Source organism: Nonomuraea cypriaca, from assembly GCF_015645445.1.
In the GTDB taxonomy this organism is placed as follows: Bacteria; Actinomycetota; Actinomycetes; order Streptosporangiales; family Streptosporangiaceae; genus Nonomuraea; species Nonomuraea cypriaca.
Window position 1 is genome coordinate 24,954 of record NZ_JADOGI010000008.1, and the last position, 15,579, is coordinate 40,532.

Here is a 15,579-nt window from a genome sequence, read left to right on the forward strand (position 1 = left end):
CAGCACATGAAGATCGTCGACGCCGCCGTGGTCCTGACCAGTCCTGGCCGCAACTTCGTCACTCTGAAGGTGGAGACCGACGAGGGCGTCACCGGCCTCGGCGACGCGACACTCAACGGACGCGAGGTCGCCGTGGCCGGCTACCTGCGGGAGCACGTGGTCCCGCTGCTCCTGGGTACCGACCCGCACCGCATCGAGGACACCTGGCAGTCCCTCTACCGTGGCGCCTACTGGCGGCGCGGGCCGGTGACGATGGCCGCGATCGCCGCCGTCGACATCGCGCTGTGGGACATCAAGGCGAAGGTGGCGGGCCTGCCGCTGTACCAGTTGCTGGGCGGCGCGAGCCGGGACCGCGTACGCGCCTACGGCCACGCCTCCGGGCGCGACCTCCCCGAGCTGTTCGACTCCGTCCGCGCCCTGCTCGCCGACGGCTACCAGGCGATCCGCGTGCAGACGGGCGTCCCGGGACTCGACCGCGTGTACGGCGTCCGCTCCTCCCCCGGCGGCGCCCGGCCCGTGGTGGAGGACTGGGACACCGCCGCCTACCTGCGTCACCTCCCCAAGGTCTTCGACGCGGTACGCCAGGAGTTCGGCCCCGATCTGCCCCTGCTCCACGACGCACACCACCGCCTCACGCCGAGCCAGGCCGCCCGCCTGGGCAAGGACCTGGAGCCGTACGACCTGTTCTGGCTGGAGGACTGCACGCCCGCCGAGAACCAGGAGGGGCTGCGCCTCGTCCGCGGGCACACGACCACACCCCTGGCCATCGGCGAGGTCTTCAACACCGTCTTCGACTACCAGACGCTGGTGACCGAGCAGCTCATCGACTACGTACGCTCCGCCGTCACGCATTTCGGCGGCGTGTCCCCCATGAGGAAGCTGTTCGACTTCGCCGCCCAATACCAGATCAAGAGCGCCATCCACGGGCCCGAGGACATCTCCCCCATCGGCATGGCCGCCGCCGTCCACCTGGACCTCGCGATCCACAACTTCGGCATCCAGGAGTACTCCGGGCACACCGAGCTGACCAACGCGGTGTTCCCGCACGCCTACACCTTCACCGACGGGCACCTGCATCCGGGAGAGGCGCCTGGGCTGGGGATCGAGCTCGACGAGGAGCTGGCGGCGGCGCACCCGTACGAACGGGCCTACCTGCCGATCAACCGGCTCCACGACGGCACCGTCCACGACTGGTGAGGGATTGAGTCGATTGACTTAAACAGGTGAAGTGACTTGAATGAGCGTCACCATCGCCTCTCACGGGAGTGATCTTGAGCGAGCTCAGCGCCCAGGCGCCTGACTACCCCTTCCGCAATCCCACCCCGCTTGAGCCGCCGCGGGAGTGGGCCGAGCTGCGGCAGGGCTGCCCGATCGCGCCGATCCGGCTGGCCAGCGGCGACCAGGCGCTGCTGCTCACCAGGTACGCCGACGTCAAGCAGGTCCTGTCCGACCCCCGCTTCACCCGTCAGCTCGACGCCGAGGACGCCGCCCGTGTCACCGCCAACGAGTCAGGCGGCGTGTTCGGCAGCGGCGGCAGCGCCATGACCGGCGAGAACCACCGGGCCTGGCGCCAGCTCATCGGCAAGGCGTTCACCGCCAAGCGCGTCACCGCGATGCAGCCCAGGATCGAGGCGATGGCCGGGCGCCTGGTCGAAGAGCTGGTCGCCCAGGGAGCGCCGGGCGACCTGGTGAGCACGGTCGGTTTCCCGTTGCCTGTGTGGGCGATCTGCGATCTGCTGGGCGTGCCGGACTCCGACCGCGACCGGTTCGCGTACTGGTCGGACACCATGCTCAGCATGACCAGGTTCAGCCAGGAGGAGATCGACGCGGCGCAGGCCGAGTTCAACGCGTACCTCGTCGCGCACGTCGAGACCAAGCGCGCCGAGCCGGGCGACGACCTGATCAGCGAGCTGCTCGCGATCGTCGAGGGGCTGGATGGGCGGCTGACCGAGCGACTCCTGCTCGGCACGGCCAAGGGCCTGCTGGTGGCCGGGCACGAGACCACCGCGAACATGATCGGCAAGATGGTGTCGATGCTGCTGGCCGACCGTACGCGCTGGGAGGCGCTGCTGGCCGACCGCGCGCTGATCCGCCCGGCGGTGGAGGAGACGCTGCGCTTCGACGCCAACCCGGGCTTCGGCATGCCGCGCTACCTCGGCGAGGAGGTCGAGGTGGCGGACGAGACCCTGCCGAAGGGCACCACGGTCGTGTGCAGCATGGCCGCGGCCAACCGGGACGAGGAGCAGTTCGAGCGGGCCGCCGAGCTGCGTCTTGATCGCTCGCCGAACCCGCATCTGGCCTTCGGCGCGGGTCCGCACTCCTGCCTGGGCCAGGCGCTGGCCCGCACCGAGTTGCAGACCGTGCTCAAGGTCCTGCTCGAGCGCCTGCCCACGCTGGAGCTGGCCGTCCCCGCCGAGGAGCTCCCGCGCCGCGAGGGCCTGATCATCGGCGGGCTTGAGCGGGTGCCGGTGCGGTGGTGAAGGTGGCCGTCAGGTCCGAGCGCGCCCAGGAGACCCGCGTGGCCATCCTGGACGCCGCCGAGCGACTGTTCGCCGAGCACGGCGTCGGCGAGGTCTCCAACCGCCAGATCAGCGAGGCCGCCGGGCAGGCGAACAACTTCGCGGTCGGCTACCACTTCGGCTCCAAGACCGAGCTGGTGCGGGCCATCGTGCACCGCTACGCCACGGAGACGGAGCAGCGGCGCCTGCGGATGCTGGCCGCGTTACCCGACTCCGCGGACCTGCGCGAGTGGATCTCCTGCCTGGTACGCCCCGTCACCGATCACCTCGACGGCCTGGGTGTGCCGAGCTGGCGGGCCCGGTGCCTGGCCCAGGCCAACACCGTGCCCGCCCTGCGCAGGATCGTCATCGAGGAGTCCGTGGCGACGCCTTCCATGCGGCGCACCCTGGAGGGCATGTCCCGCCTGCTGCCCGGCCTGCCCGAGGAGGTGCACAGGGAGCGCGGCGACATGAGCCGGCTGCTCGTGCTGCACACGCTGGCCGAGCGTGAGCGGGCCCTGCACGAGGGCGGGACGACGGCGCGTACGAGCTGGGAGGCCACCGCCGTCGGACTCATCGACGCGCTGGGCGGCCTGTGGTTCGCCCCGGTCACCACATGATGAGCTGGAGGCCGGCACGACTGAGGGGAAGAACGTGAAAGTCACCGTTGACCGGGACAAGTGCTGCGGCGCGGGGCAGTGCGTGCTGCTCGCGCCCGACGTGTTCGACCAGGATGAGGACGACGGCATCGTGCTCCTGCTCGACCCGTCACCCGCCCAGGAGCGCCACGCGATCGTCCGCGAGGCCGCGAGCGTCTGCCCGACCGGCGCGATCTCCCTGGAGGAGTGACACCCGGCCTCAGTCCATGAGACCGAGCTGGCGGCCGGCCCGCAGGGCCAGCCAGACCTCGGCGAACGCGGCGGTGGACGACAGGTCGCGGCCCGTCAGCTCGGCGAACCTGCGCAGCCGGTACGCCAGGGTGTTGGGATGGATGTGCAGCGCGGCGGCGGCGTCCTCGGCACGCCGGTCGCGCTCCATCCAGGTCCGCACGGACGTCAGGAGATGGGAGCCGTGCGCCGCGTCGTAGGCCAGCGCCTGGCCGAGCACGTTCTCGACGAGCGCGGTGAGCGCCCACGGGTCGTCGGGCAGCCATCTGCCGGTGGTGTCGTCGCCGTACCTGATCAGGGCGTGCCCCGACTCCGACGCCGTGGACGCCGCCCATACCGCCTCCCGCTTGGCGACCTGCATGGGCTCCCCTGGCGGGAACGGCCTGCTCATGCCCGCCGCGACGCCAGGCAGCACGGCGAGCGCCGCGCCGAGTGCGGGTGAGCCGAGCACGTAGCGGTCGTCGCCCCTGCGCAGCATGAGGTGCGGCTGGTCGTCGAGCGCGCGGTGGATGGCCTCGTCGGACACGTCCCTGACCACGAGCAGGACCAGCTCGCCGTCCGCCGGCAGGCCCGCCCTGACCAGGCGCCGCCGGGCCGTGGCCGGTTCGAGTACGTCCTGGAGCAGCTCGGACAGGGTCTCCGCGCCCTCGCGGCGCAGCGTCTCGCGCTCGTGGCGGGCCATGGCCACCTGCAGCGCGGCCACCGTGGCGATGTGCTGCACCACGGCCAGGCCGGCGGGCCTCGCCCCCTGACGCTCGAACGCGACGAGGAAGCCCGCGGGACCACCAGGCGCCGGCACGGGCAGCACGAAGCCGCCCGGAATCGTGGGCGGCGCCTCCGGCTCGGACGGGAGCACGGCGACGTCGGGCACCGGCACGCCGGGGAGCAACGGCCGGCCCTGCGGGGTGCACAGGTAGACCTCGTAGCCGGACAGCCGTTCCAGCCGTCTGAACAGCGTCGCCGTGTCGAGGTCCTCGGCCGCCAGCCAGCGCAGCGCGCCGAACACCTGGAGTTGCGCGCCGAGGCGCTGGCTCGCGTCCTCCCGCGCGGCGGCGGCCACCTCCTGGGAGATCGCGATGAACGGCACCGCCAGCGGCACCTCCAGCACTGGCATCCCCCGCTCCTCGGCGGCCTGGAAGAACGCCTCGTGCAGCGGCGGCACGTGCAGCTGCGCCGACAGGGCGAGCGCGGACACGCCCGCGTCGTCGAGCCGTTCCAGATAGGCGCGCTGTTCGGCGGCTCCGCGCGGGATCGCGATCCCCGCGGTCATGATGACCTCCGCGCCGAGCAGCCAGGGCGTGGGGTCGTCGAGCTCGCTGACGTGCGCCCACGACACCGAACGTGCCAGCCCGGCCGCACCGGCCAGCAGCCGCAGCTGCAGGGCCGGCGAGCGCAGCAGGTCCTCCACGGACACGTTCGTGTTCACACACAAAGGGTATGGCGTGTTTTCGGCGCTGCCCCAACCGAAGGTCCGTGGTCGGGCCCACCCGACGCCAGGCTAGTTGCCGCGGGAGCGGGCGGCGGCCTGGGCGACGAGCAGGGCGACGCAGACCAGCACGGCGACGCCGAGCACGGCCATGAGGACGATCTGAACGGTCCCCGTCAGGTCGCTGGCCATGACCATGGCCAAAGCCAGAACGAGCACACCCGCCACGTTGATCAGCAGCACCGGCGAACCTTTGATCAAGACGCCACCCCTCTCATCACGGCAAGAGTCTGGGCGTGCCGGACCGTGGCGGGCAAGACCCTGATGTCATCGGTGTGAGATGACATGTGTCAATCGATGGCACGTGTCCCTTAGTGGGCGGCTTCGTACTTCTCGACCACGCTGGCCGCGATGCGCCCGCGCTCGCTCACCGGCAGCCCGTGGGTCTTGGCCCACTTGCGGATCACGGCGGACTTCTCGCGGCTCATGGCCCGAGCGGCGCCACCGGCCGCGCGCCGTCCACGGGCGCCCCGCTCGGCCTTGACCGGGCGGGCCTTGAGGAGGAACGGCCGCAGCGCGTCACGCAAGGCCTGCTCGTTCTTGTCGCCGAGGTCGATCTCATATGCGACGCCGTCGATTCCGAACTTGACGGTGTTCTCCGAGTCCATCGGGCTTCCGTCGAGGTCGTCTATGAAAATCTCTTGAATCTGCTTAGCCATGCCGGCGCTCCAAACTCGATACGGTTATTGGGTACTATAGCGCTCTTCAGTAGGTCCGGCGCGTCTACCACCTTCTGACCTGTTCAGTGGCCTGGCCTGGAAGTACGCGGCCATTCACCCCGACATCAGGCCGACCGCCCGCAGTCGGCCGGCAACCATCCTGGTCGTACGGTCGTGGCTAATGCGGGGCGCGACACACATGATCATTAGTTGGAGAACATCCGGTGGTGCGGTTGTGCTCCCGGGAGAATATCCCCTCCAGGCCGGCGTGCGATGGCGCCCACACTATCGGGGTTAAATTCAAATTCGCCGCAGTATCAGTACGGAAGGGTCACGAGAGCGTCCTTGTCTTTGCCGGCAATCGCCCGGCGACCTGGCGCGCCCCCGGTGGTCCTGCACCCGGTCAGATTTATCCAAGAGTTCCCGCCGGGTCGCGCCTACGGTGGGGTTCCATGGACATCGATCATCTGATCGTCGGAGCAGGGACCGCGGGGTGCGTGCTGGCCGCCCGGCTCTCGGCGGATCCCCTGCGGCGGGTGGCCGTCCTCGTGGGCGAGGACTGCCGCGTCCACGGCGTCGACGGCCTCAGGATCGCCGACCTGTCCATCGTCCCCGTCCCGCTCCGCGCGACGACCGCACTCGACGCCATGATGGTCGGCGAACACGCCGCCACCCTGATCCTGGGAACGTGACACGGTAGCCTGCCGGAACACAGCAAAAGCCGTGATCCCGCCCCTGGCGGAGCGGGATCACGGCCCTCCTGTTGTCAGGCTGTCGCGGACTTCCTGCCGCTCCGAGTCTGAGGTACGGCGACCCACAGGCCCGCGACGACGGCCAGCACGCCCGCGATCCAGGCGGTCCACGCCGCGCCGGGCACGTCCTGGAAGCCGAGCGCCCAGGGTGCGATGAACAGCAGCACACCGAGGACGACGTGCGTCCATTCGCTGGCGACCGCCTCAGGCACGGCGAGCGACCACAGCGCGCCGACGGCGAGCAGGACACCGAGGATGATCAGCGCCCAGGTGCCGCCGGTGCTGTCTGGCATGAACCACAGCGGGGTGAGCGCGGTCACCACGCCGACGACGAGCGCCACCCAGTCCTGCCAGCGAACCCACTTCCTGTTCATGTGAACACCTCCCAAGAGGCCGGTCACCTGCCGGTCTCCGCTTCCTTCTTCTCCTCTTCGGAGTCATCGGGGAGCGCCGCTTCGGTCGTGCGGAACGGTCCTGCGGCCGGGCCTGTCGCGGCGGTGGCGTGAGGACCGACCGCGCGATCGAAGGTGTTGGCACTCTCCAACGAAGAGTGCTAATTCCTATGTAACACCGAGCGCACCGGGCAGGCAACTCCCCCTGCCCAACGGGCGGCGGGGCAGCCGGAACAGGGGCTTCGCTAGGCTGAGGTCATGGTTAACGTACGCCGTCGAGTCATGTGCCCCGCCGCGCGTGTTCAGCGACCCGCCGAGGACCGGTGAGCGGGCAGGAGCGGCCGGCGGAGTTCGTTCAGTCACTCGAACGCGGCCTGTTGATCATCAGGAGCTTCACCCCCCGGCATTCCCGGATGACGTTGACGGAGGTCGCCGAGCGGACGCACATGCCCAGGTCGGCCGCGCGGCGCTTCCTGCTCACCCTGGAGAGCCTCGGCTACGTCCGGCAGGACGGGCGGTATTTCTCGTTGAGTCCTTCCGTGCTGGAGCTCGGTTACAGCTATCTGTCCTCGGTTCATCCTTGGGACGCGGCGCATCCGCTGCTTGAGCACCTCAGCGACGACATCGACGAGAACGTCCTGGCGGGGGTCCTGGACGGCACCGACGTCGTGTGCGTGGACAGGACCAGCCGGCGGCTGGTGACGTTCGCGGTGTTCGTGGGCGGCCGGGTCCCCGCGCACGCCTCCTCGATGGGCCGCGCCATCCTCGCCCACCTCGAACCGGAGGAGCTGGACCGCTATTTCGCCACCGCCGAGCTCGTCGCGGTGACCGAGGCGACCACCACGGACGAGCAGCGGTTGCGCGCCGAGCTCGCCCAGGTCAGGAAGCAGGGATGGGCGACGACCGAACACGAGCTGGAGCGCGGCCTGATGTCGGTCTCCGCCCCGGTCTTCGGCCCGAACGGCCAGGTGGTCGCGGCCATCAACGTGTCCGCGCACGGAGGCCGGCTGAGCCAGGCCGACGTCGAGGCGCGCATCAGCCCGCCGCTGCTCGACTGCGCCCGCAACGTGAGCATCCTGTTCGGCGCCCGGTCGGCGTTCAACGGATCCGAGCGCCGGAGATAGGTCAGCCGAGGGCCTGGATGTCCGCGACCGCCCTGGCGAAGGACCGCCAGTCGGTGTCCCCACGCGGCGCCGGCAGCTGAACGGCGTCGACCAGGCCGCCGAAGCGTTCGCCGACCGCCGCGCCGATCCCCTCGTACGGCGCCACGGCGCAGAAGAGTTCGAGCACCTCGTCATCGACCTTCGAGGCGAGCTCGTCCCACCGTCCCTCGCGTACCGTCCGCTGCAGCTCCTCCCCCAGGTCGTCCAGCCCATGGTGGGCGAGAACGGGCAGGTAGGAACGGGTGGACCCGTAGAACCCGACCCTCCTCCTGACGTGTTCGCGGGCCGCGCGCACGTCCTCCGCCGTCGCGCCGGTGGCCACGAAGCCGCCGCCGGTGACGCGCACTTCTCCGCTCGTGCGAGCCGCGCCGGTGATCGTGGGGAGGGCGACGTCGGACACGTACGCGCGGGTGCTGAACGGATGCAGCCGCACGCCGTCGCACAGGGACGCGGCGGTCGTGAGGTTGTAGCGGTTCACCGCGGCCAGGTCGACGGGAATCGGCGCATGGTCAGACGCGGGCCGGAACTCCGGGGTCATCAGGGTGTGCCGGTAGAACGGCCCCTCGTGGCGCAGCTCGCCGCCGGTTTCCCACGCCCGCCAGATGGCCCGCAGCGCGGAGACGTAGTCACGCATCCGTGGTCCAGGCGAGTCCCACGCAGTCGAGAAGCGTTCCTCGATGTGCCGTCTGACCTGGGTGCCGAGCCCGAGCCTGAACCGGCCCCCGCTGTGGTCGGCGAGCATCCGCGCCTGCGTGGCCAGCACCATCGGGCTGCGCGGGAACGCGATCGTGACCGCCGTGGCGAGCTCCACGCGGGAGGTGGCCGACGCGACGGCCATCAGCGTGAGCAGCGGATCGCGGGTGACCTCCGCGTCGCAGACTGTGTCGACCCCGGCCTGCTCCAGACGGGCGGCCAGCTCGGGCACGTCGCCCAGCGGAACGTCGCGCAGGCTCACTTCGACCCTCATCGGGCATGCACCTCCGCGCCGGGGATTCCGTGCCGCAAGAGGTTCCTGGCGATGGTCACCCGGTGGATCTCCGACGCGCCCTCGACGATGCGCCAGACGCGGACGAGACGGTAGTAGTACTCGATCGGCAGTTCCTTGCCCAGCCCCATGCCGCCGTGCGCCTGCAGGCAGCGGTCGGCCACCTGCTGCAGCAGCTCGGTGCCGAGCACCTTGGCCGTGGACGCCTCGAATCTGATGTCGCCTACGCCCGCGTCCAGCTTGGCCGCGGCGTCCCGGTTGACCAGCCGGCTGGTGTGCAGGCCGATGCCGGCGTCGGCGATCCAGTTCTGGATGGTCTGCCGGGCCGCGAGCGGCTCGCCGAAGGTCACCCGCTCCTTCGCGTACGCCATCATCATGCCGAGCAGCCGCTCGGTGGCGCCCACGCAGCGGGCGGCGATCTCCAGGCGGCGCACGGACAACCGGTTCTGCATGGGCACGAACGCGTCGCCGACGTCGCCGAGCACCTGCTCGTCCCCGAGTTCGACGTCGTCGAAGCGGATCTCGCACGGCCGGTAGTTGGAGATCGTCGGCAGCCGCCGCTCGACCACCACCCCTGGCGTGCCACGGTCGACGAGAAAGGCGGTCATGCCGCCCCGGCTGCCCTTCTCGCGATCGGTCACGGCCACCACGATCAGGAAGTCGGCCCAGTCCGCCTTGCCGATCCACTTCTTGCGCCCGTTGAGCACCCACCGGCCGCCGGCGCGCCTGGCCGTCGTTTCGATGCCCGACACGTCCGAGCCCGCGCCGGGCTCGGTGATCGCCACGCCTGAGGTGATCTCCCCCCGCGCGTACGGGTCCAGATAGCGCGCCCGCTGCCCGGCGTCGCAGGCGGCCGACAGCCAGTGCAGGTTCGGCGAGTCCGGCGGCAGCACGAACGGCACGATGGTCTTGGCCATCTCCTCCACGGCCGCCATCTTGTCTAGGTTCGTCAGCCCGAGGCCGCCGTACTCCGCGGGAACGTCGATCCCCCACAGGCCACGCTCGCGGGCCGCGGCCAGCAGCCGCTCATAGACCTCGGGCGGCAGGTCGCCGACGGGGTCGAACAGATAGCTCTTGCCGGGCTCGGCGGCGAACGGCTCGGTGCGGCTCGACGCTTCGAGCTCCCATCTGATGACGTCCGGCTCCAGCGGCAGGAGCTCGTCGTCGACGAACGCGCGTACCCGCTGCCTGAGGTCTTCCGCGGCCTTCATGGTCAGTTCCTCCTGGGTCATGGGTCAGGTGAGCACGGCGAGCACATCGCGGACCGGGCGGTCCGCCCAGCGGCGCAGGGCGGCGGCGAAGGGCCGGGCGAGCGGGGCGCGACCGCCGTGCTCGAAGCAGTCCACGGCTTTCGCGGTGAGCTCCTCCAGGGTCAGGGGGGCGGCCGCGCTGCCCCGCAGGGTCTCGGCCCGGCCCCGGAGCACCCGTCCATCGGTGAGGTGGAGGCTCACCTCGGCCCAGCGGGGCGCCATCGGGGTGTCGCTCTCAGCCGCCTGTACGCGGGCGAGCAGCCGCTGCGCCTGCGGTCGCTTCACGGCCTCGTCGGTGAAGCTGCCGAGGCGGGGCCGGCCGTCGAGCAGGGCCGCGGCCATGCCGTACTCCATGCTGAACTTGGCCTCCAGCCCGGTGGCCGGACGGTGGTGGATCAGCGGGGTGAGCGCCGCGCCGCTGGTTCGCACGTCCACGCGGACGACGTCCTCGGCGTTCACGTCCTGCTCGGTGCGCAGGTCGAGCACCGCGTCCAGAGCGCGGTGGGCGGCGTAGCACATGGGGTACTTCTTGACGTCCAGGCCGCTGGTACGCAGCTCTCCTGGGGCGGCGCCGAGTTCGTCGAGCAGATCGTGGAGCCGGCGGGTGATGCCGTCGTCGCCGCCGTACAGGCGGGTGAAGCCTGCGGGGCCGTCCAGCGCGCCGTGGCCCGCCGTGACGCCGGCCCTGGCCGCGAGCGCGGAACGTACGGCGCTCGCGCATGCGGCGCCGACCTGGAAGGACTTCGCCGGCGTGCCGAAGTTCTCCCGGGTGCCCGAGCACTGCCCGGCGAACAGCCCGATGGCGTCGGCGATCTGCTCGGCGTCCAGCCGCAGCAGCCGGGCGGCGGCCACGGTCGCGCCGATGCCGCCGATCGTCGTGGTGCTGTGCCAGCCGGCCGCGTAGTGCGGGACGGCCATCGCCTTCGCCAGCTTGAGCATCACCTCAAAGCCGACGGCGTAGGCGCCGGCCACGGCGGACCCGTCGGCGTCCTCGGCCCCGGCGAGGGCGAGCAGTCCCGGGATGATCGCGATGCTCGGGTGGCCGCGCAGCGGCGAGGTGACGTCGTCGTAGTCGAGCACGTGTCCGGCCGCCCCGTTGACCAGGGCTGCCTGCTCGGGAGACACGGGCGGCCCGCCCGTCCACAGCCGCGCGGCTCCGCCCTGGGAGACGGTGGAGGTCAGCGCGTGGACGACCGGGTCGGCACGGGCGGCGACGGCGACGGCGACGGTGTCGAGCACCGCCCGGCCGACGGCGTCGACGACGTCCGGGGACGCCTCCGGCGCCGAGGCGGCGTACCGGCCGACGCGTAGCGCCGCGGGGGCGGTCATCGGAGTGCTCCCGCTGCTCGGTAGGCCGCGATCTGCTCGTCGTCCAGTCCGAGCACCTCCCTGCACACCTCGTCGGTGTGCTCGCCCAGCAACGGCGCGGAGCGGGTGGGCCGCACGGGCGTGCCGGTGAGACGGAACGGCGGCGCGTTGTAGAGGCTGGGCCCCATCTCCGGGTGGTCCAGGCGCAGCCAGTGCTCGCGGGCCGCGAGTTGCGGATCGCGGTCGACCAGGTCGGCGGTGTTCTGGACGACCCCGGCGGGCACCCCGGCCGCGCGCAGCTCCCCGGCCAGCGCGACGGCGTCACGGCCGGCCACGGCGGCGCCGATCAGCCGGTTCAGCCGGTCGCGGTCACGGTGCCTGGCCGCCTCGTGCCGCCATTCCGGCTTGTGATCCGGCCTGCCGTCGGGCTCGTGGTCAGGCCTGTGGCCGGGCTCGTGGTCAGGCCTGTGGCTGGGCTCGTCGTCGGCCTTGTCGTGGGGCTCGTCGTGGGGCTCGTCGTGGGGCTCGTCGTGGGGCTCGTCGTGGGGCTCGTCGTGGGGCTCGTCGTGGGGCTCGTCGTGGGGCTCGTCGTGGGGCTTGTCGTCGGGCTCGTCGTCGAGGCCGAGTATCCGGACGAGCGACTCCCACTGCTCGTCGCGGAGCACCGAGATCGCGATCCACCGGTCATCTCCGGCGCAGCGGTACACGCCGTGCGGCGCCCGCCGTGGGTGGTCGTTGCCGAGCGGGCCTGCGTCCCTGCGGTTGACGGTCCAGTCCATCAGCAGCGGTCCGAGCACGGCGATGGTCGGCTCGGTCTGCGCGATGTCGATGTACTGGCCGCGTCCCGTACGCCGCCGATGGCGCAGGGCGGCGAGCACGGCGAAGGCGGCGTGGCACGGGTTCGGGACGTGGTCGGGATAATTGGTGCCGGTCCCGACCGGCTCACGGCCGGGCAGGCCGGTGAAATGGTGCAGGCCGATCAGCGCGCTGATCGTGATCCCGTAACCGAGGTAGTCGCGTTCAGGGCCGCTGTCGCCCTGCATCGACATGGCCAGGTAGACGGCTCGCGGGTTGATCCGGCGCACGTCCTCCCAGCCGAGGCCGAAGCGTTCCATGGTGCCTGGCGTGAAGTTGTTGGTGACCACGTCGCTCTCTGCGACCAGCCGGCGGGCCAGCTCGCGGCCGCCCTCGGACTTCAGGTCGAGGGCGAGGCTGCGCTTGCTGGTGTTGCGGTCGGCGAAGTAGCCGCTGCGGTTGACGCCCTTCCGCCCGCCGGCGAACGGCGGGCTGAGCCTGATCCCGTCGATCTTCGCCCGGCTCTCCACCTTGATCACGTCCGCGCCGTGGTCGGCGAGCAGCTTGGTGGTGAACGAGCCCGCCCCGACCCAGCAGAAGTCGGCGACCCGGATGCCGGAAAGCGGCGGCGTCATGCGCTCACCCCCGGACGTCCGATCTCGCTCAGCACCTGCTCGGTGTGCTCGCCGAGCCGCGGCGCACGGCCGTTCGTCCGCCAGGGCGTCTCACTCAGCAGGTACGGCGCCCCCGGCATCAGCGTGCCGAGCCCCGTGTTCTCCACGAAGAAACCCCGGTGCGCGAGCTGCCGGTTGTCCACGATGTCGGCCGCGGTGCTGACCGGGCACAACGGCACCCGCCTCCGCTGCGCCGCGGCGTACAGCTCGGCCTTCGTCCGCCGTGCGGCGAAGGGGCCGAACACCCTGTTGAAGATCCCCTTGGCCTCGTCCCCGGTGACGAACTCCCGCTCACCCCACCGGTCGCCGCGCAGCGCCGCCGCTTCGGGGACGTCCTCGGATTCGAGCCAGTCGACGAGGTTGGGCCAGAACCGGTTGCCGCCGATCCCGCCGGCCAGGATGTAGATCTCGCCGTCCGCGCAGGCGAAGACCCCGGCCCCGGCCCGGTCGCCGACGCCGCTGCCCCTCCCCCGTACCGTGCCTTCCAGGTCGTAGAACTGCACGGCGTTCTCCAGCGCGAGCACCACGCACTCCTGGACGGAGACGTCCACGTGCTGGCCGGCCCCGGTGAGCTCCGCCGAGGTGAGCGCCAGCATCGAGGCGACGGCCCCGAACAGGCCGCCCATCGCCATCGCCTGGTCCCCGGCGGCGCGTACCGGCGGGCCGTCCCGGTACCCGCCCAGCGCCAGCAGTCCGCCGAGCGCCAGCAGGACCAGGTCGTCCGCCTCGTCCTGGCCGTACGGGCCGTCCTGCCCGAACGGCGTGATGCTGGTCATCACCAGAGCCGGATTGCCCTCGCTGAGATCGGCCCAGGCCAGGCCACGCGCCGCGGCCACCCCGGGGCGTTCCGTCTCGATGACGAGGTCTGCCGTACGGGCCAGGTCGCGCAGGGTGCGAGCGCCCTCGGCGCGGTCGAGGTCCAGGACGACGCTGCGCTTGCCGGTGTTGGCGTACGCGAAGGCGAGCCCGGAGTCGGGACCGGGCACGTCGCCGGCGAACGGCGGCTCGTGCCGGAGCGGGGTGCCGTCCGGCGGTTCGACCAGGATCACGTCGGCGCCCAGTTCGGCGAACAGCTTGCCGCAGTAGTTGCCCATCGGCCCGGACAGGTCGAGCACCCGCAGCCCCTCCAGCGCGGCCGGCGCCGTGGTGGTCACGTCGCCTCCGGGGTGAACCTGGGGATGGTGACGGTCTCGGTGACCGGGTCGCAGGCCAGCCGCACCCGCAGCCCGACCTGGACCTCCTCGTTGGGCACCCCGACGACGTTGCTGAACATCCGCGGGCCCTCGTCGAGCTGCACGAGCACCACGTTGTACGGCACGTCATCGGCGAAGGCCCGGTTGTAGACCTGGTGGAAGACGATCCTGGACATGACCTCGCCCCGGCCGGACAGGGGAACCCAGGTGGTCTCCTTGGCCAGGCACTGCGGGCAGATCCGGCTGATCGGATACCTGATATGTCCGCATTTTTCGCACTTTTGCAGGGTCAGGGTCTCGGTCTCGCGCAACGCGTCCCAGAAGGGCCGTGTCTCGTCGGTCAGCTCCGGCAGCGGCTTGGTGTAGTCGGTCATCTAGTCAGCCCGTCCTTGCTCAGGATCATCGCGTTCGAGCAGTTCAGCGTCATGCCCCGGCCGGTCACCAGGCACACCTCCGCGTCCTCGACCTGCCGGGGCCCGCCCTGGCCGCGCAGCTGCCGCACCCCTTCGACGATGTGCAACCAGCCCTCCATGTACGACTCCGACAGGTTTCCGCCGGCGGTGTTGACCGGCAGGTCCCCGCCGAGCTGGATGCGGCCGCCCTCGACGAAGGAGCCCGCTTCGCCCACGCCGCAGAACCCGGCGTGTTCCAGCCACAGCAGCACGCTGATCGTGAAGTTGTCGTAGAGCTGGGCCACGTCGACGTCCGACGGGCCGATGCCGGCCATCTTCCAGGCCCGGTCCAGCGCCTGCTTCTGGTGGGGCACGTACCACCAGTCCTCGCGTTCCAGCGTGCGGGTCGTGTAGCCCTGCCCCATCCCGGAGATGAACACCGGCGGCTGCCTGGTGTCGCGCGCGCGGGCGCGTTCCGCGGACGTGACGATGACGCACACGCCGCCGTCGCTGATCAGGCAGCAGTCGAGCAGCCGCAGCGGCTCCACGATCCAGCGCGACGCCTGGTGGTCGGCGATCGTGATCGGCTTGCGCATGACGGCGTCGGGGTTCATCGACGCGTGCCTGCGGCAGGCGACGGCGACCTCGGCGAGCTGCTCACTGGTCGTGCCGTAGAGGGCCATGTGACGGCTGGCCGCGACCGCGCTGTTGGCGGCGGCGCCCATCATGCCCCAGATGTCCCACGAATCCCCCCAGCCGGAGGCCCTGGAGAACCGGGACCCGCCGGTCTTGGCCGCGTCGCCGAACACGCAGGCCACGTTCGTGGCCATGCCGGTGCTGACCGCCATCGCGGCCGTCTGCACGAGCGCGCCCGCCGTGCCGCCGCCCATCGACATGCTGCCGGTGAACGCAGGGTCGATGCCGAGCGTCTCACCGAGCCGCAGGTAGTTGAGCGGGCCTTCGGGGGCCGTGGTGCCGGGGAAGGTCAGCAGTCCATCGATGTCCGACTTGTCGAGCCCGCTGTCGTCGAGCGCGGCCACGAACGCGTCGGCGGCCAGCGAGAGCTGGGTGCTGCCCGGCAGTTTGCCCTGGGCGGTCTTACCCACCCCGATGATCGCGGCCTGGTCCTTCAGCGAATCCTTCAC

General features: G+C 71.2%; 17 protein-coding genes. 6 read left to right on the forward strand and 11 right to left on the reverse strand.

Annotated features, from left to right (window positions below; genetic code table 11):
• Positions 1-6: 6 nt before the first annotated feature.
• From manD to ITP53_RS04445, 4 genes are all read left to right on the forward strand, one after another.
• On the forward strand, positions 7-1,197 hold the full coding sequence (gene manD, locus ITP53_RS04430; protein WP_195893983.1) for a D-mannonate dehydratase ManD: 1,191 nt from the start codon (positions 7-9) through the stop codon (positions 1,195-1,197).
• A gap of 74 nt (positions 1,198-1,271) precedes the next feature.
• Positions 1,272-2,480: a cytochrome P450 gene (locus ITP53_RS04435; RefSeq protein WP_207755521.1), complete on the forward strand. Its 1,209-nt coding sequence runs from the start codon at positions 1,272-1,274 to the stop codon at positions 2,478-2,480.
• 2 nt (positions 2,481-2,482) lie between these two features.
• Positions 2,483-3,118 carry a TetR/AcrR family transcriptional regulator gene (locus ITP53_RS04440; RefSeq protein ID WP_328813934.1) on the forward strand — a complete coding sequence of 212 codons (636 nt, stop codon included), beginning with the start codon at positions 2,483-2,485 and terminating at the stop codon, positions 3,116-3,118.
• A gap of 34 nt (positions 3,119-3,152) precedes the next feature.
• On the forward strand, positions 3,153-3,347 hold the full coding sequence (locus tag ITP53_RS04445) for a ferredoxin (protein WP_195893985.1): 195 nt from the start codon (positions 3,153-3,155) through the stop codon (positions 3,345-3,347).
• Positions 3,348-3,356: 9 nt separating this feature from the next.
• Here the strand turns inward: ITP53_RS04445 and ITP53_RS04450 are convergent, their stop codons facing one another.
• The 3 genes from ITP53_RS04450 to ITP53_RS04460 form a co-directional block, all read right to left on the reverse strand.
• Positions 3,357-4,811: a PucR family transcriptional regulator gene (locus tag ITP53_RS04450; RefSeq protein ID WP_328813937.1), complete on the reverse strand. Its 1,455-nt coding sequence runs from the start codon at positions 4,809-4,811 to the stop codon at positions 3,357-3,359.
• A gap of 72 nt (positions 4,812-4,883) precedes the next feature.
• The gene (locus ITP53_RS04455) at positions 4,884-5,072 is read right to left on the reverse strand and encodes a hypothetical protein (protein WP_195893986.1); all 189 of its coding nucleotides are present in this window, start codon (positions 5,070-5,072) and stop codon (positions 4,884-4,886) included.
• A gap of 110 nt (positions 5,073-5,182) precedes the next feature.
• Complete coding sequence (locus ITP53_RS04460; RefSeq protein ID WP_195893987.1) at positions 5,183-5,530, reverse strand: histone-like nucleoid-structuring protein Lsr2; 348 nt, start codon at positions 5,528-5,530, stop codon at positions 5,183-5,185.
• Positions 5,531-5,982: 452 nt separating this feature from the next.
• Between ITP53_RS04460 and ITP53_RS04465 the strand changes: the two genes are divergently transcribed.
• Positions 5,983-6,222: a GMC oxidoreductase gene (locus ITP53_RS04465; RefSeq protein WP_195893988.1), complete on the forward strand. Its 240-nt coding sequence runs from the start codon at positions 5,983-5,985 to the stop codon at positions 6,220-6,222.
• 74 nt (positions 6,223-6,296) lie between these two features.
• Here ITP53_RS04465 and ITP53_RS04470 read toward each other — a convergent pair whose 3' ends face one another.
• On the reverse strand, positions 6,297-6,656 hold the full coding sequence (locus tag ITP53_RS04470) for an SPW repeat protein (protein WP_195893989.1): 360 nt from the start codon (positions 6,654-6,656) through the stop codon (positions 6,297-6,299).
• A gap of 341 nt (positions 6,657-6,997) precedes the next feature.
• Here ITP53_RS04470 and ITP53_RS04475 point away from each other — a divergent pair, with 341 nt between their 5' ends.
• The gene (locus tag ITP53_RS04475; RefSeq protein ID WP_195893990.1) at positions 6,998-7,798 is read left to right on the forward strand and encodes an IclR family transcriptional regulator domain-containing protein; all 801 of its coding nucleotides are present in this window, start codon (positions 6,998-7,000) and stop codon (positions 7,796-7,798) included.
• 1 nt (position 7,799) lies between these two features.
• Here the strand turns inward: ITP53_RS04475 and ITP53_RS04480 are convergent, their stop codons facing one another.
• The 7 genes from ITP53_RS04480 to ITP53_RS04510 are packed head-to-tail and all read right to left on the reverse strand — an operon-like array spanning position 7,800 to position 15,579.
• Positions 7,800-8,804 (reverse strand): TIGR03617 family F420-dependent LLM class oxidoreductase, encoded by a 1,005-nt coding sequence (locus ITP53_RS04480; protein ID WP_195893991.1) that lies wholly within the window; start codon positions 8,802-8,804, stop codon positions 7,800-7,802.
• A complete protein-coding gene (locus tag ITP53_RS04485; protein ID WP_195893992.1) occupies positions 8,801-10,033 on the reverse strand; it encodes an acyl-CoA dehydrogenase family protein in 1,233 nt (410 codons plus the stop codon). Before ITP53_RS04485 ends, ITP53_RS04480 begins: the two co-directional genes overlap by 4 nt.
• Before the next feature lie 24 nt (positions 10,034-10,057).
• A complete protein-coding gene (locus tag ITP53_RS04490; RefSeq protein WP_195893993.1) occupies positions 10,058-11,401 on the reverse strand; it encodes an MmgE/PrpD family protein in 1,344 nt (447 codons plus the stop codon).
• Entirely contained in the window at positions 11,398-12,810 is a 1,413-nt protein-coding gene (locus tag ITP53_RS04495; protein WP_195893994.1) for a CoA transferase, read from the reverse strand. The genes ITP53_RS04490 and ITP53_RS04495 overlap by 4 nt, the downstream gene beginning before the upstream one ends.
• The gene (locus ITP53_RS04500; RefSeq protein WP_207755523.1) at positions 12,807-14,003 is read right to left on the reverse strand and encodes a CaiB/BaiF CoA transferase family protein; all 1,197 of its coding nucleotides are present in this window, start codon (positions 14,001-14,003) and stop codon (positions 12,807-12,809) included. Before ITP53_RS04500 ends, ITP53_RS04495 begins: the two co-directional genes overlap by 4 nt.
• Positions 14,000-14,416: a Zn-ribbon domain-containing OB-fold protein gene (locus ITP53_RS04505; RefSeq protein ID WP_195893995.1), complete on the reverse strand. Its 417-nt coding sequence runs from the start codon at positions 14,414-14,416 to the stop codon at positions 14,000-14,002. Before ITP53_RS04505 ends, ITP53_RS04500 begins: the two co-directional genes overlap by 4 nt.
• Positions 14,413-15,579: a thiolase C-terminal domain-containing protein gene (locus tag ITP53_RS04510; RefSeq protein WP_207755524.1), complete on the reverse strand. Its 1,167-nt coding sequence runs from the start codon at positions 15,577-15,579 to the stop codon at positions 14,413-14,415. The genes ITP53_RS04505 and ITP53_RS04510 overlap by 4 nt, the downstream gene beginning before the upstream one ends.

What these genes read in the sequence shown, in the direction of transcription:
- manD (WP_195893983.1), top strand. Translation starts at nt 7, where the DNA reads ATGAAGATCGTCGACGCCGCCGTGGTCCTGACCAGTCCTGGCCGCAAC.
- ITP53_RS04460 (WP_195893987.1), bottom strand. Translation starts at nt 5,530, where the DNA reads ATGGCTAAGCAGATTCAAGAGATTTTCATAGACGACCTCGACGGAAGC.
- ITP53_RS04465 (WP_195893988.1), top strand. Translation starts at nt 5,983, where the DNA reads ATGGACATCGATCATCTGATCGTCGGAGCAGGGACCGCGGGGTGCGTG.
- ITP53_RS04470 (WP_195893989.1), bottom strand. Translation starts at nt 6,656, where the DNA reads ATGAACAGGAAGTGGGTTCGCTGGCAGGACTGGGTGGCGCTCGTCGTC.
- ITP53_RS04480 (WP_195893991.1), bottom strand. Translation starts at nt 8,804, where the DNA reads ATGAGGGTCGAAGTGAGCCTGCGCGACGTTCCGCTGGGCGACGTGCCC.
- ITP53_RS04485 (WP_195893992.1), bottom strand. Translation starts at nt 10,033, where the DNA reads ATGAAGGCCGCGGAAGACCTCAGGCAGCGGGTACGCGCGTTCGTCGAC.
- ITP53_RS04490 (WP_195893993.1), bottom strand. Translation starts at nt 11,401, where the DNA reads ATGACCGCCCCCGCGGCGCTACGCGTCGGCCGGTACGCCGCCTCGGCG.
- ITP53_RS04495 (WP_195893994.1), bottom strand. Translation starts at nt 12,810, where the DNA reads ATGACGCCGCCGCTTTCCGGCATCCGGGTCGCCGACTTCTGCTGGGTC.
- ITP53_RS04505 (WP_195893995.1), bottom strand. Translation starts at nt 14,416, where the DNA reads ATGACCGACTACACCAAGCCGCTGCCGGAGCTGACCGACGAGACACGG.